20 protein-coding genes are annotated in these 23,619 nt (G+C 45.7%); 8 read left to right on the top strand and 12 right to left on the bottom strand.

All coding sequences use genetic code 11. From position 1 onward, the window contains the following. Window positions 1-229: 229 nt before the first annotated feature. From C943_RS01005 to C943_RS21220, 5 genes are all read left to right on the top strand, one after another. Entirely contained in the window at window positions 230-973 is a 744-nt protein-coding gene (locus C943_RS01005; RefSeq protein ID WP_040478422.1) for a hypothetical protein, read from the top strand. 4 nt (window positions 974-977) lie between these two features. Then, window positions 978-1,418: a DUF5675 family protein gene (locus C943_RS01000; RefSeq protein WP_008623449.1), complete on the top strand. Its 441-nt coding sequence runs from the start codon at window positions 978-980 to the stop codon at window positions 1,416-1,418. Next, on the top strand, window positions 1,406-1,633 hold the full coding sequence (locus tag C943_RS00995) for a hypothetical protein (RefSeq protein WP_008623447.1): 228 nt from the start codon (window positions 1,406-1,408) through the stop codon (window positions 1,631-1,633). The genes C943_RS01000 and C943_RS00995 overlap by 13 nt, the downstream gene beginning before the upstream one ends. Window positions 1,634-1,964: 331 nt before the next feature. Further along, a complete protein-coding gene (locus C943_RS21900; protein WP_157198373.1) occupies window positions 1,965-2,159 on the top strand; it encodes a hypothetical protein in 195 nt (64 codons plus the stop codon). A gap of 1,348 nt (window positions 2,160-3,507) precedes the next feature. Continuing rightward, window positions 3,508-4,272 (top strand): hypothetical protein, encoded by a 765-nt coding sequence (locus C943_RS21220; protein ID WP_008623443.1) that lies wholly within the window; start codon window positions 3,508-3,510, stop codon window positions 4,270-4,272. A gap of 13 nt (window positions 4,273-4,285) precedes the next feature. On the opposite strand, the gene C943_RS00980 is transcribed toward C943_RS21220, so the two are convergent. From C943_RS00980 to C943_RS00965, 3 genes are all read right to left on the bottom strand, one after another. After that, on the bottom strand, window positions 4,286-5,230 hold the full coding sequence (locus C943_RS00980; protein ID WP_245545492.1) for an ATP-grasp domain-containing protein: 945 nt from the start codon (window positions 5,228-5,230) through the stop codon (window positions 4,286-4,288). A gap of 575 nt (window positions 5,231-5,805) precedes the next feature. Next, window positions 5,806-6,960, bottom strand: coding sequence for an ATP-grasp domain-containing protein (locus tag C943_RS00975; RefSeq protein ID WP_008623441.1), 1,155 nt, complete (start codon window positions 6,958-6,960; stop codon window positions 5,806-5,808). Between the two features lie 830 nt (window positions 6,961-7,790). After that, window positions 7,791-9,182, bottom strand: a complete 1,392-nt coding sequence (locus tag C943_RS00965) for an exopolysaccharide biosynthesis polyprenyl glycosylphosphotransferase (protein ID WP_040478409.1) — start codon at window positions 9,180-9,182, stop codon at window positions 7,791-7,793. Window positions 9,183-9,569: 387 nt separating this feature from the next. Here C943_RS00965 and C943_RS00960 point away from each other — a divergent pair, with 387 nt between their 5' ends. Continuing rightward, window positions 9,570-10,916 (top strand): MptA/MptB family glycosyltransferase, encoded by a 1,347-nt coding sequence (locus tag C943_RS00960; protein ID WP_051069456.1) that lies wholly within the window; start codon window positions 9,570-9,572, stop codon window positions 10,914-10,916. 115 nt (window positions 10,917-11,031) lie between these two features. Here C943_RS00960 and C943_RS00955 read toward each other — a convergent pair whose 3' ends face one another. The 4 genes from C943_RS00955 to C943_RS00940 form a co-directional block, all read right to left on the bottom strand. Then, the gene (locus tag C943_RS00955; protein WP_008623436.1) at window positions 11,032-12,249 is read right to left on the bottom strand and encodes an ATP-grasp domain-containing protein; all 1,218 of its coding nucleotides are present in this window, start codon (window positions 12,247-12,249) and stop codon (window positions 11,032-11,034) included. Between the two features lie 2 nt (window positions 12,250-12,251). Next, window positions 12,252-13,676, bottom strand: a complete 1,425-nt coding sequence (locus C943_RS00950) for a leucyl aminopeptidase family protein (RefSeq protein WP_008623435.1) — start codon at window positions 13,674-13,676, stop codon at window positions 12,252-12,254. A 166-nt stretch (window positions 13,677-13,842) separates the two neighbouring features. Then, entirely contained in the window at window positions 13,843-15,021 is a 1,179-nt protein-coding gene (locus C943_RS00945; protein ID WP_008623434.1) for an alpha/beta hydrolase, read from the bottom strand. A gap of 176 nt (window positions 15,022-15,197) precedes the next feature. Further along, window positions 15,198-15,914: a 16S rRNA (uracil(1498)-N(3))-methyltransferase gene (locus C943_RS00940; protein ID WP_008623431.1), complete on the bottom strand. Its 717-nt coding sequence runs from the start codon at window positions 15,912-15,914 to the stop codon at window positions 15,198-15,200. Between the two features lie 174 nt (window positions 15,915-16,088). On the opposite strand from C943_RS00940, the gene C943_RS00935 reads away from it, so the two are divergent. Continuing rightward, window positions 16,089-16,385, top strand: coding sequence for a hypothetical protein (locus tag C943_RS00935; RefSeq protein ID WP_008623430.1), 297 nt, complete (start codon window positions 16,089-16,091; stop codon window positions 16,383-16,385). Here C943_RS00935 and moaCB read toward each other — a convergent pair. From moaCB to C943_RS00910, 5 genes are all read right to left on the bottom strand, one after another. Beyond that, window positions 16,382-17,299, bottom strand: coding sequence for a bifunctional molybdenum cofactor biosynthesis protein MoaC/MoaB (moaCB, locus tag C943_RS00930; protein WP_008623429.1), 918 nt, complete (start codon window positions 17,297-17,299; stop codon window positions 16,382-16,384). The two genes, C943_RS00935 and moaCB, sit on opposite strands and share 4 nt — an antisense overlap. A gap of 249 nt (window positions 17,300-17,548) precedes the next feature. Continuing rightward, window positions 17,549-17,995 (bottom strand): molybdenum cofactor biosynthesis protein MoaE, encoded by a 447-nt coding sequence (locus C943_RS00925; RefSeq protein ID WP_008623427.1) that lies wholly within the window; start codon window positions 17,993-17,995, stop codon window positions 17,549-17,551. Window positions 17,996-17,997: 2 nt separating this feature from the next. After that, window positions 17,998-19,089, bottom strand: a complete 1,092-nt coding sequence (locus C943_RS00920; RefSeq protein ID WP_008623426.1) for a HesA/MoeB/ThiF family protein — start codon at window positions 19,087-19,089, stop codon at window positions 17,998-18,000. A 170-nt stretch (window positions 19,090-19,259) separates the two neighbouring features. Continuing rightward, the gene (gene lysS / locus C943_RS00915; RefSeq protein WP_008623425.1) at window positions 19,260-20,978 is read right to left on the bottom strand and encodes a lysine--tRNA ligase; all 1,719 of its coding nucleotides are present in this window, start codon (window positions 20,976-20,978) and stop codon (window positions 19,260-19,262) included. Window positions 20,979-21,190: 212 nt separating this feature from the next. Then, on the bottom strand, window positions 21,191-22,381 hold the full coding sequence (locus C943_RS00910; RefSeq protein WP_008623424.1) for a proline dehydrogenase family protein: 1,191 nt from the start codon (window positions 22,379-22,381) through the stop codon (window positions 21,191-21,193). A gap of 149 nt (window positions 22,382-22,530) precedes the next feature. Between C943_RS00910 and C943_RS00905 the strand changes: the two genes are divergently transcribed. Beyond that, window positions 22,531-23,607, top strand: a complete 1,077-nt coding sequence (locus C943_RS00905) for a bifunctional 3-deoxy-7-phosphoheptulonate synthase/chorismate mutase type II (protein ID WP_008623423.1) — start codon at window positions 22,531-22,533, stop codon at window positions 23,605-23,607. Window positions 23,608-23,619 lie beyond the last annotated feature (12 nt).

The following is a 23,619-nucleotide window of genomic DNA, read 5'->3' as shown; positions in this document are numbered from 1 at the left end:
AACCTTTTAACCTTCTAACCCAAAAACCCAAAAACCCAAAAACCCAAAAACCCCAAAACCCCCGAACCCCCTAACTTCCCCCCCCCCCCCCCCCAACCTCCTAACTTCCCAACCTCCCCAACCTCCCCAATTTCCTAATTTTCCCAATTTTCCACATAGTCCACTTTCGTTATGAATATTGGTTCCTTAGGTTCAAATTCGACCATGTTTCATTCTAAACCAATTAAAAATGGCTAGACAAACGAGTTTCATCAAATTGGAAGGGACCATGGGAGATGTGACCTTCTACAAAGGCCAAAACGGATCCTTTGCACGGCAAAAGGGCGGCGTCGACAAAGCGAAGATCCTCAATGATCCCAGTTTCCAAAGGGTCAGGGAAAATTTGGCCGAGTTTGCAAGAGCAGCTGCGGTTTCCAACATCCTCAAAGGAGCCTTCCGGGAAATCACCCTACGTTCCAAGGACCTGCGGACCCACAACCGCCTGTACACTTTGGCTGTTAAAGTCGTAAAATCCGACTTGGTCAGCAAAAGGGGCCAACGCGAGTTCATGCTGGGAGACCATAGCCTCATGGAGGAATTCCAGTTCAACATCAATGCTACATGGAATTCCACGGTATTTGCGAAGTACCTGCCTCAAAATTCGGATACCGAAGTCGGGGTGGCTTTTGAAACCTTCATTCCCGGCGTGAAAATCGCCAAGCCCACCGGGGCAACGGATGCCAGGTTCTTCCTCGTCGCCTGCGCCATCAATCCGGAGGAGAAAATCCAGCCAACGAACTTGGTTTATTCCCAAGTTATCAAGTTGGACCAAGAACCCCTGACTGGGCTGGTGTTCTCAATTCCCAGAATCATCGTAGAGAATGCCATTCAGGTGTATGCTTTGGGGATTGAGTACTTGCAGGAAGTCAACGGTGCGTATTATGCGCTTAACGACAAGTCGCACAATGCTGCCAAAATCATCTTAACCGACTAGGGCGATGTTGTTGCACCTCGAACGTGAATATTGGCCCGGAGGTACCAATGGTACCATCCGCATCGAAGGCTATAAAATCTGCCATACCGTAGAACGTCCTTGGAACAGAAACAGCCCTGATTCCTGTATTCCCGAAGGGATTTACCAACTGCATCGGGAGTACAATGAAACTTGGGGTTGGCACCTCTGTATCGAAAATGTGTCCGGAAGGGGGAAAGTGCGGATTTTGCCTGACAACTGCTCGGTCGACCGGGAACCAAAGATTGCGCCAGTTTCCAGATTGGTGGGGGAGGGCAGGGGTTCCCAGTCCAAACATGCCTTCGAAAAGTTGAAAGAGGTCATTTATTCCATCCTTGACCAAAAGGAGGATGCCTTGTTGGAAATCCGTAGTTTCCCCGACGCAGCACTCAATTTGGTCCAATTCGAACGCGCATGGATGGATTGAACCTGCAGCCGGTCCTCGAGGGATTGATATCGATCCTTTTGACCATCATCACCTACTACCTGAATGGTATTTCCCAAGAAATGAAGCAATTCAAAAAGGATTATGCCGATTTGACTAAGGTGTGCAATTGGTTGGTCGCAGAACAATTGGCCATGCGAAAAACCTTGGATGGGCTCACAACCCCAAAGACACGGCCCACGCTCAAGCCTGATTGATCGCTGACTTGAAGTCGGAACCCGGCCGTAGGGTCGGGTTCCCCTAAACCGCTTCAATACCAACCGAGCCAAACCGATGGAATGCATGGTTACCTGTGGTTTAACATCAAAAGCGATCTGTTAAAGCCACGTTCTTATCGCAACAAAAATTAACTAATCGTACTTGCAAATAAATCAAAATCATTTCTTAACTTTAGTTTAAGTTTTTAATGAACTGCCAGCTCATTTGGTGACTCCTTCTGATTTATTTTTGGGAGAATGTTTGGAAAGGGAGCGGATAGAATGGGAAAGCAGAAAAAAGAACATTTGATCAACCCAAATCTACCTCGCTATGAATAATCCGAAACCATTGTGCGTGCATGCTAAGTTAATTATGCAAATCACGGGGAGAAGCAAGTCTTATGCCTACAACCTGCTGAAAAAGATCAAAATCTACTTCAACAAGGCTCCTCACCAATTGGTCACTGTAGACGAATATGCGGAATTCCACGGGATTTCCAGGGACGTGATCCTGAGTTATCTATAAGACTCAGCCTTCTGCTAGGCGGAATTCGCAATTACGCCTTCCCAAATAAGGGAATTTGTAATTCCTCAGCTAGGCGTTATTTGCAATTACGCCTTCCTATAAAATGGAATTTGTAATTCCGCATCGGATGCCGCTCGTTCGGGGCTCACTGACCTTGATCTGGACAAAATACATTTTTTGCTCGCGCGGAGGGACGAAAGTCCGCCGGGCCGGCCCGGGCCCTGCGCGCTGATAGGATCGGACCTTTTCGACTTTTTAGTTACTTCCTGCCTATCGGCAGACAGGCTTTGTCAAGAAAAAAGTAACAAGAGAAAGAGAGAATGGCAATCCCGTCCAGTTCGGAAAGTGAGGAATGGTGCTGAGCCAATTACAAATTGGCAGAAATGGGAGGGCGGGATTGCAAATCCCACCCAGCCAGGGAAAAACATTAGGTTACACCACCAGCGCTGAATATGATTTTAACAATCCCCAACATCCCTTCCCTGTTTTTGGTGAAAACCCAAATCCATCCTTCAACTTTCCGTCCCCAAAAACCAAAACATCGCCAATTCCTGTTTCCCCGGGTTGAAACCCGGGGCTATTCAAGGTTCCACCCGCTCCGGGGTGGTTTCTCGGACTAGCCGCCTGTCCGCACTTGAAAGTTCCATGTCTGTACCTCAAACTCTACAAAATATTTGTTTAGATTGCGCGGTGGAATGAAAGTCCGCCGATCCGGCGAGGTCCTTGTGCGATAGCCTAGGATAGAACTTTCTTGTACTGTTATCCTGCTTTTCTGAAAGCAGGATTAAACTAAACCTCCGAACCTCCCAACTTCCCGACCCCCTAACATCCCAAACTCCCGACCTCCGAACCTCCCAGCTCCCTAACCGCTCAGCACCCTAACCTCCCAGCACCCAAACATCCTAACCTCCTGTCTTCCCAACTTCAAAACATCCCCCCTTTGATCTGTTTTGTCCCTTGTGGGGTTTTAAATCCAGTGATCCTCCTGTCTATGAGGTATGCGAATGGATTGTGGTATCTTCATCATTGTGAATTTATCATCTCTAGGCCAGATTTTTGGGGTCAGAAATCATTCATCATTGCGCATTGCTCATTCTTAATGCCAACAGTAAGCCACAATTCACGGATTGCCAAATTGTCTTTTCCTTTTCGTAAAGCGTATTGATCAAGCCTTGGTCTTTTTAGGATTCGAAAACCCTTCGCGGACTTTGATGCGAAATAGGAATTTTGGGATAGATGATTTTGAGATTCAATGAATTTTAAAAATTATCCGATTGTTATTTTTTTATTAAATTTTTATTTATAATTGTTCATAGTTTTTTAACTCAATTCTTAACACCCAAAATTTATGGAAAAAACCTTCTCACTTTTAGATGAGATAAGCTTTGTTGCCATTTTCAACAAAGTGAAGGAGAGCACAAACTACTTGGTTCTCGCTCTTATCCTCTCAGCAATCGTTTTGACGCCAGCGATTCTTGCCAGGAGTTTCTACGACATGTCCTATTCAATGCAAATGCGCGACCCGGTGGTGCTCTTGGAAGGGCCCTTGTATACAGGTTGGTTTTCACAATTGGGATGCGCTTTATGGTTTGTTTCCGTTGGCTTTTGCTTTTTGAGTCTGCAGCTGATTTCCAAAGATCATCCCATGCCAAGGATGAGAAGTTTTCTGATCTACTCATTGGCGCTGACCACCTTCTTGGGCGCAGACGATATGTTTCTCTTGCATGACGAGATTCTTCCCTATTTGGGTATAAAGGAAAACTTGATCGCTTTGGGTTATTTCCTGGCTGTTGTTGGGTACCTACTGCTCTATTTCAAGGTAATTTTGAAAACGCAGTATATTGTTTTAGGATTGGCTTTCTTTTTCTTGGGACTGTCCTTGTCTTTGGATAGGTTACCCGGACAAAAGATTTTCACTCCCGGAGCCTGGCAATCTGTACTGATTGAAGATGGGGCGAAAATGATAGGTATAATACTTTGGGCCATTTATTTCTATTCAGTGGCCAAGTTGACTTTAAAGAAGAAGACCATGCTGAAATATTTGGGCCTTAAAAATCGACCTATGTTAATCCCTGAATCCCAAAAAAACGTGAAATCTAAACTCTCTAAATAACCAAAAAATTAGGCTAAACTTTTTTCCGGAAAAAATCCCTGACCTTGAGGAAGGCCTCGTATGCTATCGGCAGGGGGTCATCTAAACGGTATTTTAGAGGTGTGTTATGCCATATAAAACTGGTGTTAAATATCAATCTTTTGTTTTGTTTCAAGAGTATTTTTAATCCATCGAGATTGACATATGGCATAAATTTGTACCGCTGAGGTTCAATTTTTTGCTGCATGGTAATCTGAATCAAAAGATGGGGATAGTTGATGCCCGCCATCAAGGCTGCAGTCAGAGTCGCCCAAAAACGTGGATTAATCTCGATAATGTAAAAGGTATCAGATTCTGGATGATACAGCAAATCCAAGTCTGCGATGCCACTCCATTCAAGCGACTTCATTAGGTTTTTTACGGTTTGAAATAGTTTTTCTTCGTATAGAAAATCCAATCCGATTTGGGCCGAATAAGGCTTGGAAGGATCCCAAAGGTTTCCTTTCTGGATTGTATACGCCAAAATTTCTCCTTTATCGCATAACACATTGCAGCCAAAATCCTCTCCGGTTATAAATTCTTGTAATATATATGTTTCACGTGTTCGAATTTCCTTGAAATAGCCGATCAATGATTCGTAGTCCCCGAATTTCAAGATACCTATTCCACCTCCCCCTCTCAGCGGCTTCGCCAGTAATGGGAATTTGAGCTTAAGCTCTTCTTGGCATTCCAAAAGATGTGGGGTAAAAAATGTGGTTTTTGGCCCCGGGATTCCAAAGCGTTCCAAATGCGCTGCTAATCGTTCTTTATTACGGGCAATCGTAAAATTCTGCAAAGAGGGTAAAGGGACTAGTTTTTTAGGATGTTCCAAACGATCTTTATTTTCAAGTAGTGTCTTGATTGCCACTTCCCAAATTGGCATAACTACATCAATTGGATGTTCGCGGGTAATCTTGTTGATGTTTTCGATCCAATCCAACGGATCGTTTGAGGCTTGGAAATAAAAGAATCGATCTACGTATTTCGAATGCCGTAGAGGTAGATCCTGTTTGGTAGACATGACGTACAACCTAATGTTTTTCATATGGGAAAAACAGTTCAGCAGGCTTCTCAATAAGGATCTCTCCCCGTCGGGAACCAAAACGGAAAAGGATTGGCTTGATTTATTCATACTGCAGTTTTTGTTGGTGGGTATAAGCTTCCAGTTAAGGTAGCAAAAAAGTAATTTTTAAGCAATGCTTCGTGTTTTCGAGGCACTTCTTCCCCGTTGGCGTAATCTAGCGTTTGTTGGAGCTCATGGTCGCCGTTGATTCCTTTTTCCTCTTATATAGGTTGAATCTAGTCGTCTCCCACTTAAAGGGGAATGGTTCGGTGGTGAATTCATTGATTATTGTGAATTCAACATTTTCCATTCGCTTGGGTAAGTCGTTTCATTAACGATAAAAGGAACAAAAATTGACTTGTCTGTGACACAGACCATGGTGTGGGGCTCAAGCCATGGAGATCAAGCAAATTTTGGAAGCGTTTAGGTTCAGAACAGAAAGACAATCCTTTTCACTGCTCGGGCGACTTGAATTTACCCGAGACGGTGTGTTTTAACGACCGAAATATTTGAATAAATATTCGAACAGGGTCATCGAATCTGAATTTCAAGGGGGAATTGTTCCAGATAAACCCAGGTCTGAGCAACAAGGATTTGTCTTTTTTCAGGAGAATCTCAAGACCCCTCAGGGTGACATAGGGGATTTGTTTATAGCTTTGGAGCGGAATGGGTTTTTTCATGGCCAAGAGTACCCAAAGGTGGGGGTAGTTGATGCCTGCCATCAGCGCAGCCAGCAGGGTGCCCCAAACCCGGGGATTGATCTCCACGATATAGAACGTATCGGACGCCCGATGGTACAACAAATCCAAATCGGCAATCCCGTTCCAATGCAGGGATTTCATCAGGGACTTGACTGTTTGGTACAGCTTTTCATGGTACACAAAATCCAATCCGACTTGAAAGGAATAGGGCTTTGCAGGATCCCAAAGATTGCCCTTCTGCATGGTAAAGGCCAAAACTTCACCATCCTGACACAGCACGTTGCAGCCGTAATCCTCACCCGTGATGAATTCCTGCAAGATGTAGGATTGGTTGATCCCCTTGGTTTTGAAATGTGTGGCCAAGCTGTCAAAATCCTGAAACTTGACAATACCTTTACCACCTCCAGATATCAGGGGTTTTGCCAGTAGGGGGAATTGTAGCTTAAACGCGTCCCGGTCGGCCAATGCATCGAAGGATAAAGGAATTGTTTTTGCCCCAGGGATACCATGGCGTTCGAGGTGCTCCGCCAACAAATCCTTACTACCAGCAATCGTGAAATATTGCAGCGTAGGCAAAGGAACTAACTTTTCTCTACTTCGTAAGAAATCTCTGTTTTCGAGTATGGTTTTGATTGCCGTCTCCCAGATCGGCATGATGACATCGATCTGATTTTCTTCGACAACCTTATCTATCCTTGCCAGCCATTCGAGGTCATCGCTTGCTGGAGGAAAATAGAAAAATCCTTTGATAAACCGCGAATAGCGAAATGCATGGTCCTTTTTTTCCGACATGACAAAAAGACCCACATCTTTCACTTGGGAAAGGCAGTTTAGCACGCTTCCGAAAAGTGAACAATCGCCATCAGGGATCAAAACAGAAAAGTATTCACTTGAATCGTTAAACAAGGCAGTGGTGTTTATTGTCCATGATCTTTAGTTTATGCAGTGCAGAAACCGTAACTGTTTTCAAAACTGGATTGGCATTTACAATTTACTGCTTCATAGAATACTATCGTAAAGAAACATGCTGTTGTTTAGATTGTTCTTTGGACTTCTGATGAACGGGGATTTTTTATCCTGTTTTCATAAAATACGAACGATTTTTTGCTGCCACCTTGTCGCATCCCGATTTTATGGGTGAAGAACGAGTCTCTATCTGCCAGGATTTGTAATTGCCTTCGGTGGTCTTTCTCTTCCCAGACCATGCTATTTTGCTATCCTGCTTTTTTGAAGCCAGGATTTTCTAAAAATTCAATCGGACTATTAATAAAGTACCTCGAAAACTACGCAGATTCGAATTCTAAGCAGATTTTGCCCTTTTGGGGCTTCTCACCCACTTTTGATCTCTTTTTTTTCCTTTTGTGGTTTAGATCAGCTAGCTCCCTATCTCGGAGGACGGGGATGGGCTGGTAGATCATTCATCATTGTGAATTCATCATTGTAATTTTTAACGAAGATGGTTGGGTAAGTTAATCTCAGCTGCCTTGTCATAATGCCCCTTTGGGTTCCTTGGTCCACTCTCGATTCCTTTAGTCCCATTTGTGGTTCGCGTCCATTTATCTCTCACCGTGGTCATTTTCTCCCTCTTCTCAAGGATAGGGTCGGGGTGAGTTGCGTGCTGCAGTAGAATGGCACCACTTTGGGACTTTTGGTTTTCCGTCTTAGTTGGTGGAAAAAAGCCTTTCAATGACTTGGATCTTCAAAAAAAAAAGGCCGCTTCGAGAGCGGCCTTGTATTTAGAATGCTGAATTGTGTGTCTTTTTTCCAAAAACCGTCAACCAGACGATTTTGAGGTCCAGCCAAAATGTCCAGTTTTTGAGGTACCAAAGGTCGTGGGCAGTACGTTGTTTTTTCTGTTCCTCGGTGTCCGTCGGACCTCTCCAACCATTTACCTGCGCCCAACCAGTAATCCCCGGCTTGTAGTAGTGACGGATCATGTATTTCTCCTCACTTTCCTGCATCACCTGGTTCAGGAATGTCCGGTGGGGTCTAGGGCCTACCACGCTCATTTCTCCTGTAAGGACGTTGATGAATTGAGGCAGTTCGTCGATGCTGTATTTCCGTATGAACTTGCCGATCTTGGTGATTCGAGGGTCATCCTTGAGGGTTGATTGTACCCCGTTCATTGGATTGTCGCTGTCCTTCATGGACCTGAACTTATATACCTTGAAGGGCTTTCCGCCTTTTCCTATCCTGATAGGCGTGTAGAATACCGGTCCAGGGGAATCCAACTTGATGATGAGGCCAAGTACAAAGAAGAGTGGGGAAAGGAACACCAAAACCAGGGATGCAAAAATCACATCAAATGTGTTCTTGAGCAAGTTTGGGAACCAGTTGTCCAAAGGAAGCTGGCGGACATTGACCACCTCCATGTCTCCATACTGGTAGGTCTTGAAGTTCTCCCCGAAAATCCCATGGTAATCCGGTACAAAACGTATCCTAGTCCCGTGGTAATCCGCGATATCGATGATGGATTTGATTTGGTCTTGTTGGTTGTAGGGAAGCGCAATGATGATCTCGTCCGCATAATTGTACTTGAGGTACTCCTTCAAGCCATCGAGTTTGGTGACGACGCGTTCGTTCTTACTGCCGACATGTCCCTCGCCGCAGTCAATGAATCCCTGCACGGCAAAACGAGCGTAACCGTTAGACTCCATAAAAGAAGCTACTTTCTTTGCCAAAGTTCCCGAACCGGCAATCAGCGTTGTGCTCATCTTCGCCCTGCGCTCCACTATCGGTGTATATAATCTGATTACCAAAGAATTGGTAATGATGCCAAGTGAAGGAATGCCCGCCAATACCGCGATGAACAGGTTCCTGACGTCCTTTGGAAAAGTGAAAAGCAAGTACACGATGCCGATGATTCCGGCCAAGATGAAATAGGTCTTGAAGTATTTGGTCATCCTGGATCTGAAGAAGCTTCCGCCCGTCCAGTCGACATATAATTTATTGGAGTATCCTATGATGAGCCAAGAAGCGATTAACCCCAAGAGGAAGACCACTTCCATGCGCTGGAAATCGACGTCGTTGATTCTGTAGAAGTAAAGGGAAATGAAGAATGCAAGCGATAGACTGATAACGTCCCAAAAGACTAAGATTGGAATGTTTGATTTGTGTAAGTTTGTCATAACCGTTAAAAATAAGTTTACAAGATAGATTAGGTGTTCTCAGGGTTTCTGGTAAAACAAAATTGAAAGTTCAAATGGTTATCTTAGGCTTCTATCGGGTTTCAAATATACAATTATTTGTATTTCAAAACTGTTAATTCGCCTTTAATTAATTGTGACCTTCAATTCCATTGAGTGATTTCCTGATCCAAATGTAGGAACAAAAATGAAAACAAAAAATAAAATGCAAAAAAAATAATGTGAAATACATAAAAAAATATTCAAAAGTAATTAGTTGAATTTTTCAATTAAATAATGAAATGATTCAATTACTGGCATTTTCTATCGACGCAAGCTTATTTTTCCAAGAAATTAAGAAATCAGAACTTACTAAATGTTAAGTATTTTATGAATTTGATATCCAGGAACTTAGCGCCATTTCCCCGTGGTTTGACTCCGGCTTTGCTGGTTCTGGTATATGGGATTTGTCTTTATTTGTTAGCCTATCACGTGATTCGGGAGGAATTTGGGCAATTGCTCATGCTTTATTCAATATGCTTTTTGATTTCTTTGATTTTCTATTTCAAGTATGAAGAGTGGGGATTTTCTTTTGGCAGGCTGCTTTTGGCCGCTCTTTGCTGTCGGTTGCTGTTTTTGTTTTCCATTCCCCAAATGTCCGATGATTATTTCAGGTATTTCTTTGATGGACATCTCATTTCGAATGGTATCAATCCCTACTTTTTTACTCCCAATATTGCCGTGGAGATGCTGCCAATTGATAGGGAGGATTTGTGGGGGGAATTGTTTGCTGGTATGAACTCAAAAAACTACTACACCATATACCCACCCCTTCACGAAGGAATATTCTACTTAACCACGGTTGGGGCAAAATCGGTGATGGACTCGGTTGTTCGCCTGAGGCTTACACTGATGCTGTTTGATTTAGCGAATATCTTGCTACTTCGGAGACTACTCCGAAATTACGGGATCGGTTCCAGGGCTGTGGTGCTGTACGCATTTAGCCCCATGGTGATTTTGGAACTTGTCGGAAATTTACATTTCGAGGGGATTGTATTGACCTGCCTGTTGGTCAACCTTATATCTCTTCAAAAGATGCAGATAGGCAGGGCTGCGTTTTCCTGGGCATGTGCGATCGGATTGAAGTTGGTCCCGCTGATTTTAGCACCACTTTGGGCATTCAACTTGGAGAAAAGAAAGCTTATTCGATTTGTCGCGCTTGCTATCTTGGTTTTGGCGGTATTCTTTTCGCCTTTTCTAAACCTAAGGGTGTTGGATAATTTCCTCGAAAGCTTCCGACTTTTTCAACAAAAATTCGAATTCAACGCATCGGTGTACTACCTCGTCCGAGAGGTTGCGATGTGGTTTGTTCCCTACAATCCAATCAAATATGTGGTTCCGTCCTTGGGTATGATTTCACTCGGTTTGATTATTCTGATCTCGACAAGTGGCAGGGAAAAGGACCCAAGACATCTGCCCCGGAAAATGGTTTGGATTTATATTGTATACCTGATTTTTCAGCCTGTTGTACACCCTTGGTACATTATCCCCGTTTTTGGTTTGGGCATTGTCGCACGGGAATGGACCCCGATCATCTGGTCCGGCTTGGTTATTTTTTCCTATTCTGCCTATCAAACTTCACCGGTGCAGGAACAGCCGGCTTTCCTTTGGTTACAGTACGGGCCGTTGTTTGGCTACATGGCATATCGATTTTTGTACCGGGGCCGACTTTTGTAAACCGGCACATAGGATCAACACATACTGGTTTTCCCAATTGCGTGTGTATACCTGTGCTCCGGTTTTGACTTGGTTCATTTTACTTTGTACTTCGTACATTGGAAAATTCATCCTTTCAGTGAAACTTCTTCACTTTCTCCTGTTCAACTACCGTAGAAAAATCTGTACTGAGTCTGGCAGCATAATTATCGAGCAAATACATCACGCGATCGTGCTGGGGAGACGTGACGACAAGTCCTGCATGATAATCTAAGGGCACACGGAAACAGACCTCGGGATCATCAAATCCGGAAAGGTCAGGATCTTGGAATTTGGACAGCGTAAGCACGATTCCTGCATATCCCTTTCTTACTTTTGGAAGTTCGTATGCCTTTTCTTTGGCTTTGGCATCTTCAATTCTTGCCCATTCCGCCCATAGGTTGATGTCGGTGGCAGCTTCCACCATTTCTGCCAAATGCGCCCCCCCGACGCGGGATGAAGTCTCCAAAAAGTAGATTTTGCCGTCCTCTTTGTTTTTGATAAACTCTGTATGCGCCGCGCCGTCCTTCATTCCAAAGGCTTTCATCACTTGTTTGTTGGCTTCCCTGATTGCTTTATCGTCATGTGTTCCGTAGGGAACATTTGCCGAGCGGAAGATTCCCCCGCCCTGTGAAATTTCCATGGGGGTGGCCAAATAGCGGGAAACAGTACAGAATATGTTTTTCCCGTCCAGATTGAGCGAGTCTGCATGATAAACGTCCCCGGGCTTGAACTGCTCTACCAGATACCGCATGCGGTTGTCGCCCAGTTCGTGGATATTTTGCCAGAGGCTTTCTTTGTCAAACACTTTGATAATGCCATGGGCGGAGGCTTCGGATCGAGGCTTGAGCACCCAAGGGGCGGGTATATTATCGGCAAAATGATTGATTTCGGCATCATTAAAAAGTGCGGAGAAGGCAGGGACAAGTACGCCTGCTTCCTGTGCCCGCATGCGCATCGCGAGTTTGTCACGGAAATACCTGCCGGTTGTCTGTCCCATCCCTGGAATCCTGAGGTTTTCGCGCAGGAAGGTCGCTTTTTCCACATCATAGTCATCCAAGGCAACGATCCTGTCTATTTTTGTGTCCTTCATGATGCCAGCCACTCCCAGTAGCAACTTTTCCAAGTCCCAGTCCAAATCCTGTCCAGGCATGAAAAACATCTCGTCGATGTATTCCCTCGGCCAGTTGCTGTCGCGTAACTTTTCGGAGGTGACTAAATAGACGGTATTGCCTGCTTTCTTGAGCGCAGTGAGAAATGCGTTTCCCTTGAAATAATTGGAAATGCACAAAAAGGTGCGGTGGCTGTCTTTCATGGCTAAAGATTTTCGATGAATTTAAGCATTAATTGTACGCCAAAAGCCGTGGCATGCTTCGTTTTTGCAAACTCCGAGTCCCCAAACGCAGTACCGGCAATATCAATATGTGCCCAAGAGGGATGCTCCATCGTGAAGTATTCGAGGAATTTTGCTGCCGTTATCGCCCCGGCATAGGTCTTGCCATGGAAATTCTTGATATCGGCGATCTCACTGTCCATCTCGCTTTGGTAGGAATCCCACATCGGTAGCGGCCAGAGTTTTTCCCCAATATAGGCACCGGCTTGCTGCAGGTTTTGGGAAAGGGAATCTGATTTGGTAAACAGACCTGCACATTCGTAGCCAAAAGTTCCGATCACACTTCCCGTTAGCGTCGCAAAATCCACGACTGTATCGGGCTTGAAGTTTTTGATCAAATAGGAGAGGCCATCCGCCAAGATCAACCTTCCTTCGGCATCGGTATCGATGATTTCGATCGTCTTTCCACTGTAGCTTTCTATTACATCAGAAGGGAGCAGGGAATGGCTGTCTACCGCATTTTCCACGCAGGGAATCACCGCGGTTACGTCCGCTTCCACGGCCAAATCCGCCACCAAATGAATGAATCCCAATACAGCTGCCGCACCAGCCATATCACTTTTCATATGCACCATGCCTTGGGTTTTGATATTCAATCCGCCCGTATCGAAAGTGACGCCCTTACCCACCAAGCCAAGATGCTTTTTGGCATTTTTGTGCCTGTACTTCATGATGATGAATTGGGGTTCGCGCTGACTTCCTTGGCCAACAGCCAGGAAGGCGTGAAGCTTTTCCTTTTCGGCCTTTGATCTACCCAATACCTTGACTTCCATGCCAAGTTTTTTGCCGCTTTCCTTCGCCCATTCCGCCAAATATTCGGGGGTCACCTTGTTGGGTGGAAGATCAACCAGCGTCATGGTTTTCACTTGGGCATCGGCGATCTTTTCCGCCCGCTCGATGACGTTTTTCGTTCCCTTTAGCGTGCTATGGATCGCTAGCTGAACTTTGCCCCAGTCCACGGTAGGAGCGGTCGATGACTTGAAATGCCCCAGCCTGTATGTTCCGAGGATTAGGCCTGTAAGTGCAGCTTCCAACAGGTCATAGTCGCCAAACTCGGGGGCAAATAGCAGGACTTTTTGATCGAAAAGCTCTGCCTGCTTGGCTGTCAATCTCCGAAAAGATGTTTGGATGGATTTGTAGTTCCGCTCTTTGCCCAATCCGATAAGTGCAAATGTGATCTCTCCTTCTGAGAAGATATGTTGGGAGTCTTTTTTAGCTGAAAATAGGACTTTCGGAACCTGCGTTCCTCCAAAGGCTTCGGGTATTTGGATGGATTCCTCTGATTCGAAAAAGGGTATCAGGACAAGTCCCTTGAAATTGTCAATTGATTTACTGACTGAAATTTTCATAGATAGCAGGAGTGGTAGGTAAATATTTGCCTAAAATATCTATTTGGCCATTAATTCAAAAACGATTTGAAAAGTTGGTTTTGTGAAAACTCCAGCTATTTCGGTCAAAAAATCGATAGGTGCAAAATTGCAGGTCACGGTCTGGTAAGAATACCTGCAATATGTTTCAAGCCGTTTCCTTTGCCGTGTCCTCCAAGTCGTCGGTGCCGGCCCTATCGCTGAAAAACAACCATTCTATGGCTTTTGGGAATTCGTCACTCCAGTAAGTTTCGTTGTGCTTGCCTTCCGGATTGACGCTCACCTGGATTTCAAGGTTCTCTTTGAGCACTTTTCTTTTTAGGAGGCGTTTCTTAAGTTTCTTGACTTCTTTGAGCATGGTTTCGCTTTCGTTGGCACCAGCATATAGATAAATGCGCGTCTGCATCGGATCAAAAATATCCAAGAAGCTGAATTTAATCTTGGGGATCACCCACAGACTGGGTGAAAAAATCATCAATTTGCCATAAACCTCAGGATACATAATGCCTGCCAGGAAACTAACCAGACCACCCATCGAACTGCCACCGATACCGGTATGTTCACGATCGGGAAGGGTGCGGTAGGTCTTGTCAATCAATGGCTTCAAGGTATCTGTCACAAAGCGGATATACTTTTTCCCATCTCCTTGTCCCAAAATGGTACGCCCGACATTGTATTCCAACACACGCTCCTTTTCTCCATGTTCGATCGCCACAATGATGATGTTGCCAATGCCGTATTCAGCCATGACGGCGAGCTTTTTGTCGATTTCCCAGTTTCCGAACGGCGATTTTTCATTGAATAAGTTCTGCGCATCCTGCAGATAAAGGACGGGATATCGGGCGCTGTTCTGCTGGTAATCGTGGGGGAGTAGTACCCAAACCCTTCTTTTTTTGTTCAATTGGGGAATTTCCACTTCCTTCGAGAGTATCTGGACCTTGGGAAGAAAGCGGTCTTTGTACGGAAGCCAATTGTGGCGCCAACGCTCCACAAATTCCTCCTGCACGCCCACTTTGAGTTTGGTGTACCTATTTGGTGTACGGCTGCCGTATTTATCGATCTCTACGTCTGACCAGTCGCCTTTCGTAAACTTATAGGCAAGTTCCTCAGGATATTGGAAATCCTGCGGAAATTGGAAAATATAAAGTCCCTCGCTGACCTTTTGCATCTGGAAATGCCGGTCCTGCGTCGCCCAATTGTTGAAATTGCCTGAAATATAGACAGGCCTTTCGTCGTCTTCTGGGGTTTTGAGCCTGATTACAAGGCCAGTATGCGGGACAGGAAAATCAGCGGGTGCGGGTGAGATGCCAGTTTTCGTGTGAGTCATTGATAAACGTATTCCGGCCTATATGGAATGTCGGTAAAAATAGCCTTTTGAATTTTCGAATCGAAGGAAATCAACCAAATATTTCCAAAATGTTAACAGAATGCCTGTATGGCTTAATTGGGCTGGGTTGTTAGTGTTGAAACTTTTGCTGTCTTGATGTAAAGCAGATTTGCCCATTAATCCCTGGATATGGCGTTCAAAAGTTGGAGTGTATGGACTGCGGCCAATCCGGCAGTCTCGGTCCTCAGCCTGCTTTGTCCCAAAGAACAAGGGTGAAAATGATATTTGAAGGCCAATTCCAGTTCCTTTGGGGAAAAATCCCCCTCTGGCCCGATAAGCACCAAATAGGCTTTGTTAACTGTAGCCTTTTCGAACAAATGACGGTCATTTTCCTTGTCCACGTAGGCGATAAACCGTTCGTATGCGTCGTATCGATGGTCGCTCACCAATTTCTCCATGGGCATCACCGGGTTAAGTTTGGGGATCCGTGTTTTCACACTTTGCTTGCAAGCTGCGATGATTTTTTTCTCCAGCCGATCCAATTTGATCATGCTCCGCTCCGAATGTTCGGACTGAATCAGGCTGATTTCATGGATGCCGATCTCGGTTATTTTCTCCACCATCCATTCCATCCGGTCGGCGTTTTTTGTGGGGCAGATTGCCAAGTGGATGTAGAAATCCTCCTCTGGCGTAAAATGACGCGATTCTACCGATAGCTTCGTCTTTTTGGGGTTGGCATCTTGAATGACACATTGGTACAAATACCCCTTTCCATCTGTAAACGATACGCGCTCTCCCTTGCTTTTCCTCAACACTTTGATCAAGTGGTTGGATTCCTCAGGATCCAAGTGGAACGTGTTTCCTTCGATATTTTCGGCAAAAAACAGTTGCATGGTTTTCTTTCAAAAGTAACAAAACCAAATTCAATTCGGATTCGCAATTTTTCCCTGACTTCAAAAAATCCAACATGCGTTCATTAATTGATTAATTTAGATTATGATTTGTATTTTTAACATTAATAAAAATTTATGAGTTAGGTTTCTGAAATTTGACAAAAATATGCCGACATGGAAAAATCCACAATGACCCAACAGACCGAAGAGGTTTTGGACCTGATTAATGGAACCTTTGACAGCGAAGACGCAAAGGAGATCCTTCGAAATCTGTTTGAGTACAAGATCAACTACCATAAGCTTCGGAATTTCAATTCCCAAATCCGCTTTGGAGAGCAGGATGACCATTCTCTCGAAAGGGCCCTTGAACTGAAGCAGGCGCTGGGTCAGATGATCGAATTCTTCGGAAAGGAACAATCCAAGGCCTACAAGATTACAGCCAAGGTTGTCATCGAACCGATTGCTGATTAAGCACCTTCATGACGGGTGCCTTCCATCACCCGAAAGATATGAAGTATCGCAGGGAAAACCGCGTCGATGGACTCTGAGGCTCCCTTGGTAGATCCAGGCAAAGCAAGAACGAGCGTCTTACCGATTAGCCCGACTACAGACCTGGAAAGCATTGCATACGGTGTACGTTGTTGTCCGTAGACGCGGATAGCTTCTTCGACTCCGGGTATTTCCTTGTCCAAAAGTGGTCTTATCGCCTCAGGGGTGACATCCCTTGGAGACAGCCCGGTACCTCCTGTAAAGATTACCACGTCGCGCCCCATTCCTGCAAGGTTTGAGAGCGATTGTTGGATGATTTCTTTCTCATCTGGTATGATTTTGTAATCCACCACCTTCAGGCCGTATTTTTCCAACTTTTCAATGATGGCCTTTCCCGCCTTATCTTCATTCTTGCCGGCGGCAATACTGTCGGAACATACGATGACGGATGCACCTAGGCCTTCTGTGCCTTTTAGAGAATAATCTGTTTTGCCTCCTTTTTTTTCGATGAGTTTTATTTGCTCGATGCTAATGTTTTTGTCAATTGGTTTGAGCATATCGTACATCGTGAGTGCAACAACCGATGCGGTATGCATGGCTTCCACCTCGACACCTGTCTTGTAAATGGTGTGGATTTCGGCAAAAATGTATATGCTATTCCCCTCAATTTGGTAGCTGATGCCTGTGTATTCGATTGGTAGCGGATGGCAATCGGGAATCATGTCGGCCGTGCGTTTTGCAGCGAACAAACCTGCGGTTTTTGCCATTTCGAACACATCTCCTTTGGGGACTTTGCGGTCCACCAAAGCTTGGATGGTCTCCAAAGACCCGACTTTCACGATCGCTTGGGCAATAGCCCTTCTAAGTGTGGATGATTTATGTGTGATGTCAATCATGTTTCCGCTTTGGATGCCGTTTTTCGTAGCTTACTTTTTAAATCCACAATCTCTTTAAGTCAGAAGGCTTCATTTGTATTGATAAATCAGGTATTTCGAAATTTGGTCACCAGCTAGGCGATCAGACTTTGGCATTTTGGGAAAGATCCAAGTCGTCTCCCAATCATCTCAGACATTCCCCACCGATAACCCAATAACCAATAATCTCCCAACTTCCCAACCTCCCAAACTTCCTAACCTCCCAACCGCTCAGCGATTTTCCTTCCAGACGTCGGTGCCATTTTCCACGATCTCCTTTCCCCAAACCGGCACTTCCTTTTTGATGCGCTCTACCAGTTCCTCGCAAGCATCGATTGCAGCCTTACGGTGTTTGGAGGAAGTAAATACAAAAAGGCAGATTTCGCCGACTTTGACTTCTCCAAGACTATGGTAGATGTGCATACAGGTCAAGGGATACTTGGCAAAAATGTCCTCGCGGATTTCGAAGGCCTTTTGCAAGGCCATTTCTTCGTAAGCGGAGTATAGGATGGATGTCACTTTGCCGTCTTCCTTTTCGTCGGCCCTTACTTGGCCCAGGAAAATGCAATGGCCTCCGATGTCCGTCTTGCTGCTGTGGTTGGCGATGGATTGGCCGATCTTTTCAGGCGAAATCGGGCCCTGTACAAAAATGTTTTTTGGAGTTCGTTGCTTTTCCATAATTATCGATTGTAGATCGGGGAATCCTGCGCCTCAATGCCTCCGGAGATTGAATGGATTCTTTTTCCGGGAAACTCCCGCTGTAAGATTTTCAGGGCCTTCAAGCTGCGGATTCCACTTTGGCAAAATAACAACACCAATTCAGAATCCCCAACCACATTTTTATTGTCTTCGATTTGGGAAAAAGGCATGGAGCGATAAGTGAAGCCATTCAGGAGCGGACGCTCGTCTTTTTCCCTCACATCCACCAACACGGCCTGCGAATAGTTATTCATCAGGCCTAGGGCTTCCGCCCAACCCAATGTGTCGCCATCCCCACATGCCACCGCGTAGTCCGTATCTTCCAGCTCGCCCCGATCTTTTGGCCTGTTGATTTGGGATTTGGGATTCTTGCTAAGGGAGACTTCGTAGACGCTGTGGTCGAGGAGATTGTAGAAAAGCAGTTTGTCAACCAATGGTCTCCCAAAACCTGTGAGCCATTTGATGGCTTCTGCTGCTTGAAGCGTGCCAATGATGCCTGGCAAAACGCCCAAAACACCTGTTTCGCTACAATTGGGAATCTCGTAGGCCGATGGCAAATCGGGATAAATGTCCCTGTAATTGATACTTTCTGGACCGGATGCGTTGAGGATGCCTACCTGACCTTGGTGCTGGAAGACAGCCCCGAATACGATAGGTTTTTGAAGTAGGACGCAAGCATCATTTACCAAATACCTCGTCGGAAAATTGTCAGAACCGTCCACTACCAAGTTATATCTGGATAAAATCATCCAAACATTTTGTGTTGTGAGAAATTCCGGAATGGCTTCCACCTTGATGTCCGAATATTTGGTCTTGATTGCATGCGCCGCGACTTCTGCCTTATTGAGTCCAATGTGGCTTTCTCCAAATAACACTTGGCGGTTCAGGTTGGAAATCGAAACCTCGTCACCGTCCACAATGCCGATATGGCCCACACCAGCCGCTGCCAGGTACAACAGTGCCGGACAACCCAAGCCACCCGCACCAATCACCAAGACCTTGGCTTTCGCCAACTTTTCTTGGGCTTCCTTGCCAAATCCAGGTACTATGTATTGTCGTTGAAAACGGTCCATTTTACTTTCCTGACCACAGTATATGTTTGCCCTATTTTGATTTGTTGCAAATGATACGGAGGCATCAATTGTCGGAAATAAAAAAAGGGAGCCCTTTGAAAGGCTCCCCCAAGTTATCCTTTTCTGTTGTGAAATAGAAAGCGGGGAAGATGAATACTTCGGTCAATCCACTATTTCAGCCACGCCTCGACCTCCTCCTTGCTTGGATTCGGCACTTCGAGTTTCAGTTTTTTCCTTCGTCCACAGACATCGTTGAACAACTTGTTAGGGTCTTGTTCCTTCAGTTGCTCAATGGTTTGGATATTCAAATCCCTGATGGCCGGAATGAGTCCTCCCGGAATACCCAGTGCCATGAAATCTTCATCCGAAGCGATGCTGATTTTCTTCTCAGGACGCATTTGCGGGAAGAAAAGCACTTCCTGAATCGTGGACTTGTTGGTCAGAAGCATGGTCAATCGGTCGATACCGATCCCAAGGCCCGAGGTTGGCGGCATGCCATACTCCAAAGCACGCAGGAAATCCTCGTCCATGGCCATGGCCTCATCGTCGCCCCTTGCAGCAAGTTTCAATTGCTCCTCAAAGCGTTCCCGCTGAACGATCGGGTCATTCAATTCGGAATACGCGTTGGCGATTTCCTTTCCGTTGACAAAAAGCTCAAAACGCTCGACCAAGCCTTCCTTGGATCGGTGCTTTTTTGCCAAAGGAGTCATCTCTACCGGATAATCGGTGATGTAGGTTGGCTGTATGAGGTGTGCTTCCACTTTTTCACCAAAAATCTCATCGATCAACTTCCCTTTGCCCATCGAGTCGTCCACATCGATGCCCATGCTGTGGCAGGTAGCCCTGAGCGCCACTTCGTCCATTTCGCTGACATCCACGCCTGCATATTCCTTGATGGAATCAAACATGCTCAAGCGTCTGTATGGCCCTGCAAAGTCAATGGATTTGTCGCCGACCTGCACTTTGGTCGTGCCGTGGATGGATTGGGTGATTTTCTCCAATAGATCCTCTACCATTTCCATCATCCAGACGTAATCCTTGTAAGCCACGTAGATTTCCATGCCTGTAAACTCAGGATTGTGCGTACGGTCCATCCCTTCGTTGCGGAACATCTTCCCGATTTCGTACACACCGTCAAACCCACCTACGATCAGCCTTTTCAGATACAATTCATTGGCAATACGCAGGAAAAGCGGCATGTCCAAGGTGTTGTGGTGGGTGTGGAATGGTCTTGCCGCCGCCCCGCCATGGACCTGCTGGAGAATGGGCGTCTCTACTTCCAACCAACCATGGTCGTCAAAGTATTGACGCATTTTGGAAATAATGCGCGAGCGGGTCACAAATACATGCTTCACCTCTGGATTGACCGTCAGATCCACATAGCGTTGACGGTACCGCAACTCAGGATCCGTGAATCCATCGTACACGTTGCCATCATCGTCACGCTTGACGATCGGAAGCGGTTTCACGGACTTGGAAAGTATCTTCAATTCCGTCACATGGAGGGAAATTTCCCCTGTCTGTGTGGTGAAAATGTATCCTTTGACACCGATGAAATCACCGATTCCCAGCAATTTCTTGAAGACAGTATTGTAAAGTGTCTTGTCCTCTTCAGGGCAAATATCATCTCTTCTTATATAGATCTGTAACCGGCCCGTCGCATCTTGGATCTCGGCAAATGAAGCCGAACCCATGATCCGCCTGCTCATCAGCCTGCCAGCAATGGAGATATCCTTGTAATCGGTTTTGTTGTTTTCGTAGTTTTTATGGATGTCTTCGGCTGTGACATTGATGGGGAAGGATGCCGCAGGATAGGGGTCTATCCCCAGTTGCATCAATTCTTCCCGGTCTTTCCGCCGTTCCAGTTCCTGTTCGCTCAATAATTGCATTATGATTTAGATATGAGATTTAAGATGTGATATATGAGACGTGATATATGAGACGTGAGATATGAGATAGGAGAAAACGAGTTCAATTGTCAAAACCCCTTAAAACCGATTACAAAATTGTTCTACTACCATCAGCTTTCCATGCTTTGACCAGATTCCTCAGCTATGGTCTATGGACTATTCACTAATGACTTTTAACCATTTACCAATCCCTATTTCCTTTTCAATTTCTTCCTCCTCGCGATTTCCCGCTTCACCAAGTCAAATTCCCGGCTGCTTTGTCCCGCCACAGATGTATTTTCTTCTGCCCGCCGTGAAAGGTAGGGCATTACTTTTTCCACGGGGCCATAGGGAACATATTTGACCACATTGTAGCCGGCCTTGGCAAGGTTGTAGGAAATATTGTCACTCATGCCATAGAGTTGGGCAAAGTACACCCGATCGTCGGAAGCGCTGATTCCGTATTTCGACAAAAGCTGGGTAAGAAGAATATTGCTCTGCTCATTGTGGGAACCCGACACCAAACCCATGGTGGCGATGTGTTCCATGCAATATTCCAAAGCTGCATTGTAGTCCCGGTCTGATGCTTCTTTGGTAGGCTGAATCGGGCTTGGATATCCCATTTCAGCCGCGCGGTCCCGTTCTTTTTCCATGTAGGCCCCACGCACTAGTTTTGCCCCAAACCAGTATCCCTTCTCCAAGGCGATTTGATGCGCCTTTTTCAATCGTCCAAGCATATCGTGGCGGTACATTTGGAAGGTATTGTAGACGATGCAGGATTCGCGGTTGTATTTTTCCATTGCTTCGTAGGCCATTTTATCGATGACCTCCTGAAACCACGATTCCTCGGCATCGATCAGGATCTTTGTATTAGCGGCATGTGCTGCAGCGCAGAGTTCATCCACACGGGCCTTCAACTTTTCAAAAGATTCTTTTTCGCCATTGCTCAGCTGTTGGCCAGCTTGGATTTTGGTCATGATGCCAAAATCACCCAAGCCGGTCACCTTGAACACGGCAAATGGCATATTCTCGTCTCCTGCGGATCTTTCGATCGTCTTCAGGATTTCGTTTTTGGTGGCGTCAAAGCTTTCCTCGTCGCCCTTTCCTTCTACCGAATAATCCAGAATCGTATGGATATGGTACTTGGCCAACACGTCCACGGATTTCTGGCAATCCTCAATATTCTCCCCGCCGCAGAAGTGCCCGAACATGGTTTTTTTCATCAAACCTTTGATCGGAAGACCCAGGGCAAAAGACCAATTCGCCAATTTGGTACCGACACTCACCGCAAGGTTGTTGTTGATGGTGGCGAAAATCAAGTACATTTTTTTCAGTTCTGCATCTGATTTGGAAGCGAATGCCACCTCCAGGTTTTCGAAAGATATATTGGGTTTGACTTGCATAGGACAAGATTGACGGCGCAAATATATCAAAAAACTGCCGCGGGAAGGGCATTGTTTTCACAGCAATTCAGAATAATATTTTGAATAATTGTGCGAATTTTACAAACTCTTCCACTCAGGGAGAGGTTTTTTGGACAAAGCCGTAGAAGATGAATTTGAAGCCGCTCCTTTCGGAAAATCAAGCCAGCAAGCCTTTGGTAATCGCGGGGCCTTGCAGTGTCGAAACTCCCGAGCAATTGGACCGTACGGTAGCGGGTTTGGTCGAGGCGGGGATAAGGATCATCCGTGGCGGTGTTTGGAAGCCAAGAACGCGGCCTGGCAGTTTTGAAGGGGTGGGTGATATTGCGCTTTCGTGGATAGTTGATGTCAAGAAAAGGCATGATGTCAAATTCGCAGTCGAAGTCGCTTCGGCGCGACATGTGGAACAGGCCCTTGGTCACGGCATTGACGTCCTTTGGATTGGCGCAAGGTCAACCGTCAATCCTTTCACGGTCCAGGAAATAGCAGATAGCTTGAAGGGAGTTGACATTCCCGTATTGGTCAAAAACCCGGTCAACGCAGATATTGGGCTTTGGATCGGAGCCTTGGAACGTATCAATAAAGCGGGGATTGAAAGGTTGGCTGCAATTCACCGCGGTTTTTCCAATTTCAATGAAAAGCTATATAGGAACAGTCCGATGTGGCAGATCCCGATTGAATTGAAGACCCGCTTCCCCGAATTGCCCATCATCAACGACCCCAGCCATATCAGTGGACAGCGGCACTTGGTCCCTGGCATAGCCCAAATGGCTTTGGACCTGAATTTTGACGGACTGATCATCGAGTCCCATGTAGACCCGGATGCGGCTTGGTCCGATGCGGCGCAGCAATTGACTCCCGGCGATCTTTCCACATTGTTGAGAAGTCTGCACCTTCGTTCCGGATTCTCTCCCAACCCGAAGTTTGCCTCCCAATTGGAATTGCTGCGCGAGAAGGTGGATGAAATCGATCGGCAGTTATTGGAGACATTGAGCCGCAGGATGCACCTTGTAGAGCAGGCAGGGGAGTACAAGAAGGAAAACAACGTCGCGATCTTCCAACTCGAGCGTTGGAGGGAGATTTTTGAAAGTCGACCTGAGTGGGCGAAATCACTCAAACTCAACCCCGCTTTTATACGGGAAATTTTCCAACTGATCCACGCCCAGTCGATTGATGTACAGGAGCGGATTTTGGGCAAAAAAGACTAGAATCAAATCAAT

This window comes from Mariniradius saccharolyticus AK6, assembly GCF_000330725.2.
In the GTDB taxonomy this organism is placed as follows: domain Bacteria; phylum Bacteroidota; class Bacteroidia; order Cytophagales; family Cyclobacteriaceae; genus Mariniradius; species Mariniradius saccharolyticus.
Note: the sequence above shows the minus strand (reverse complement) of the source record. Positions and strands in the feature narration are given on the sequence as shown.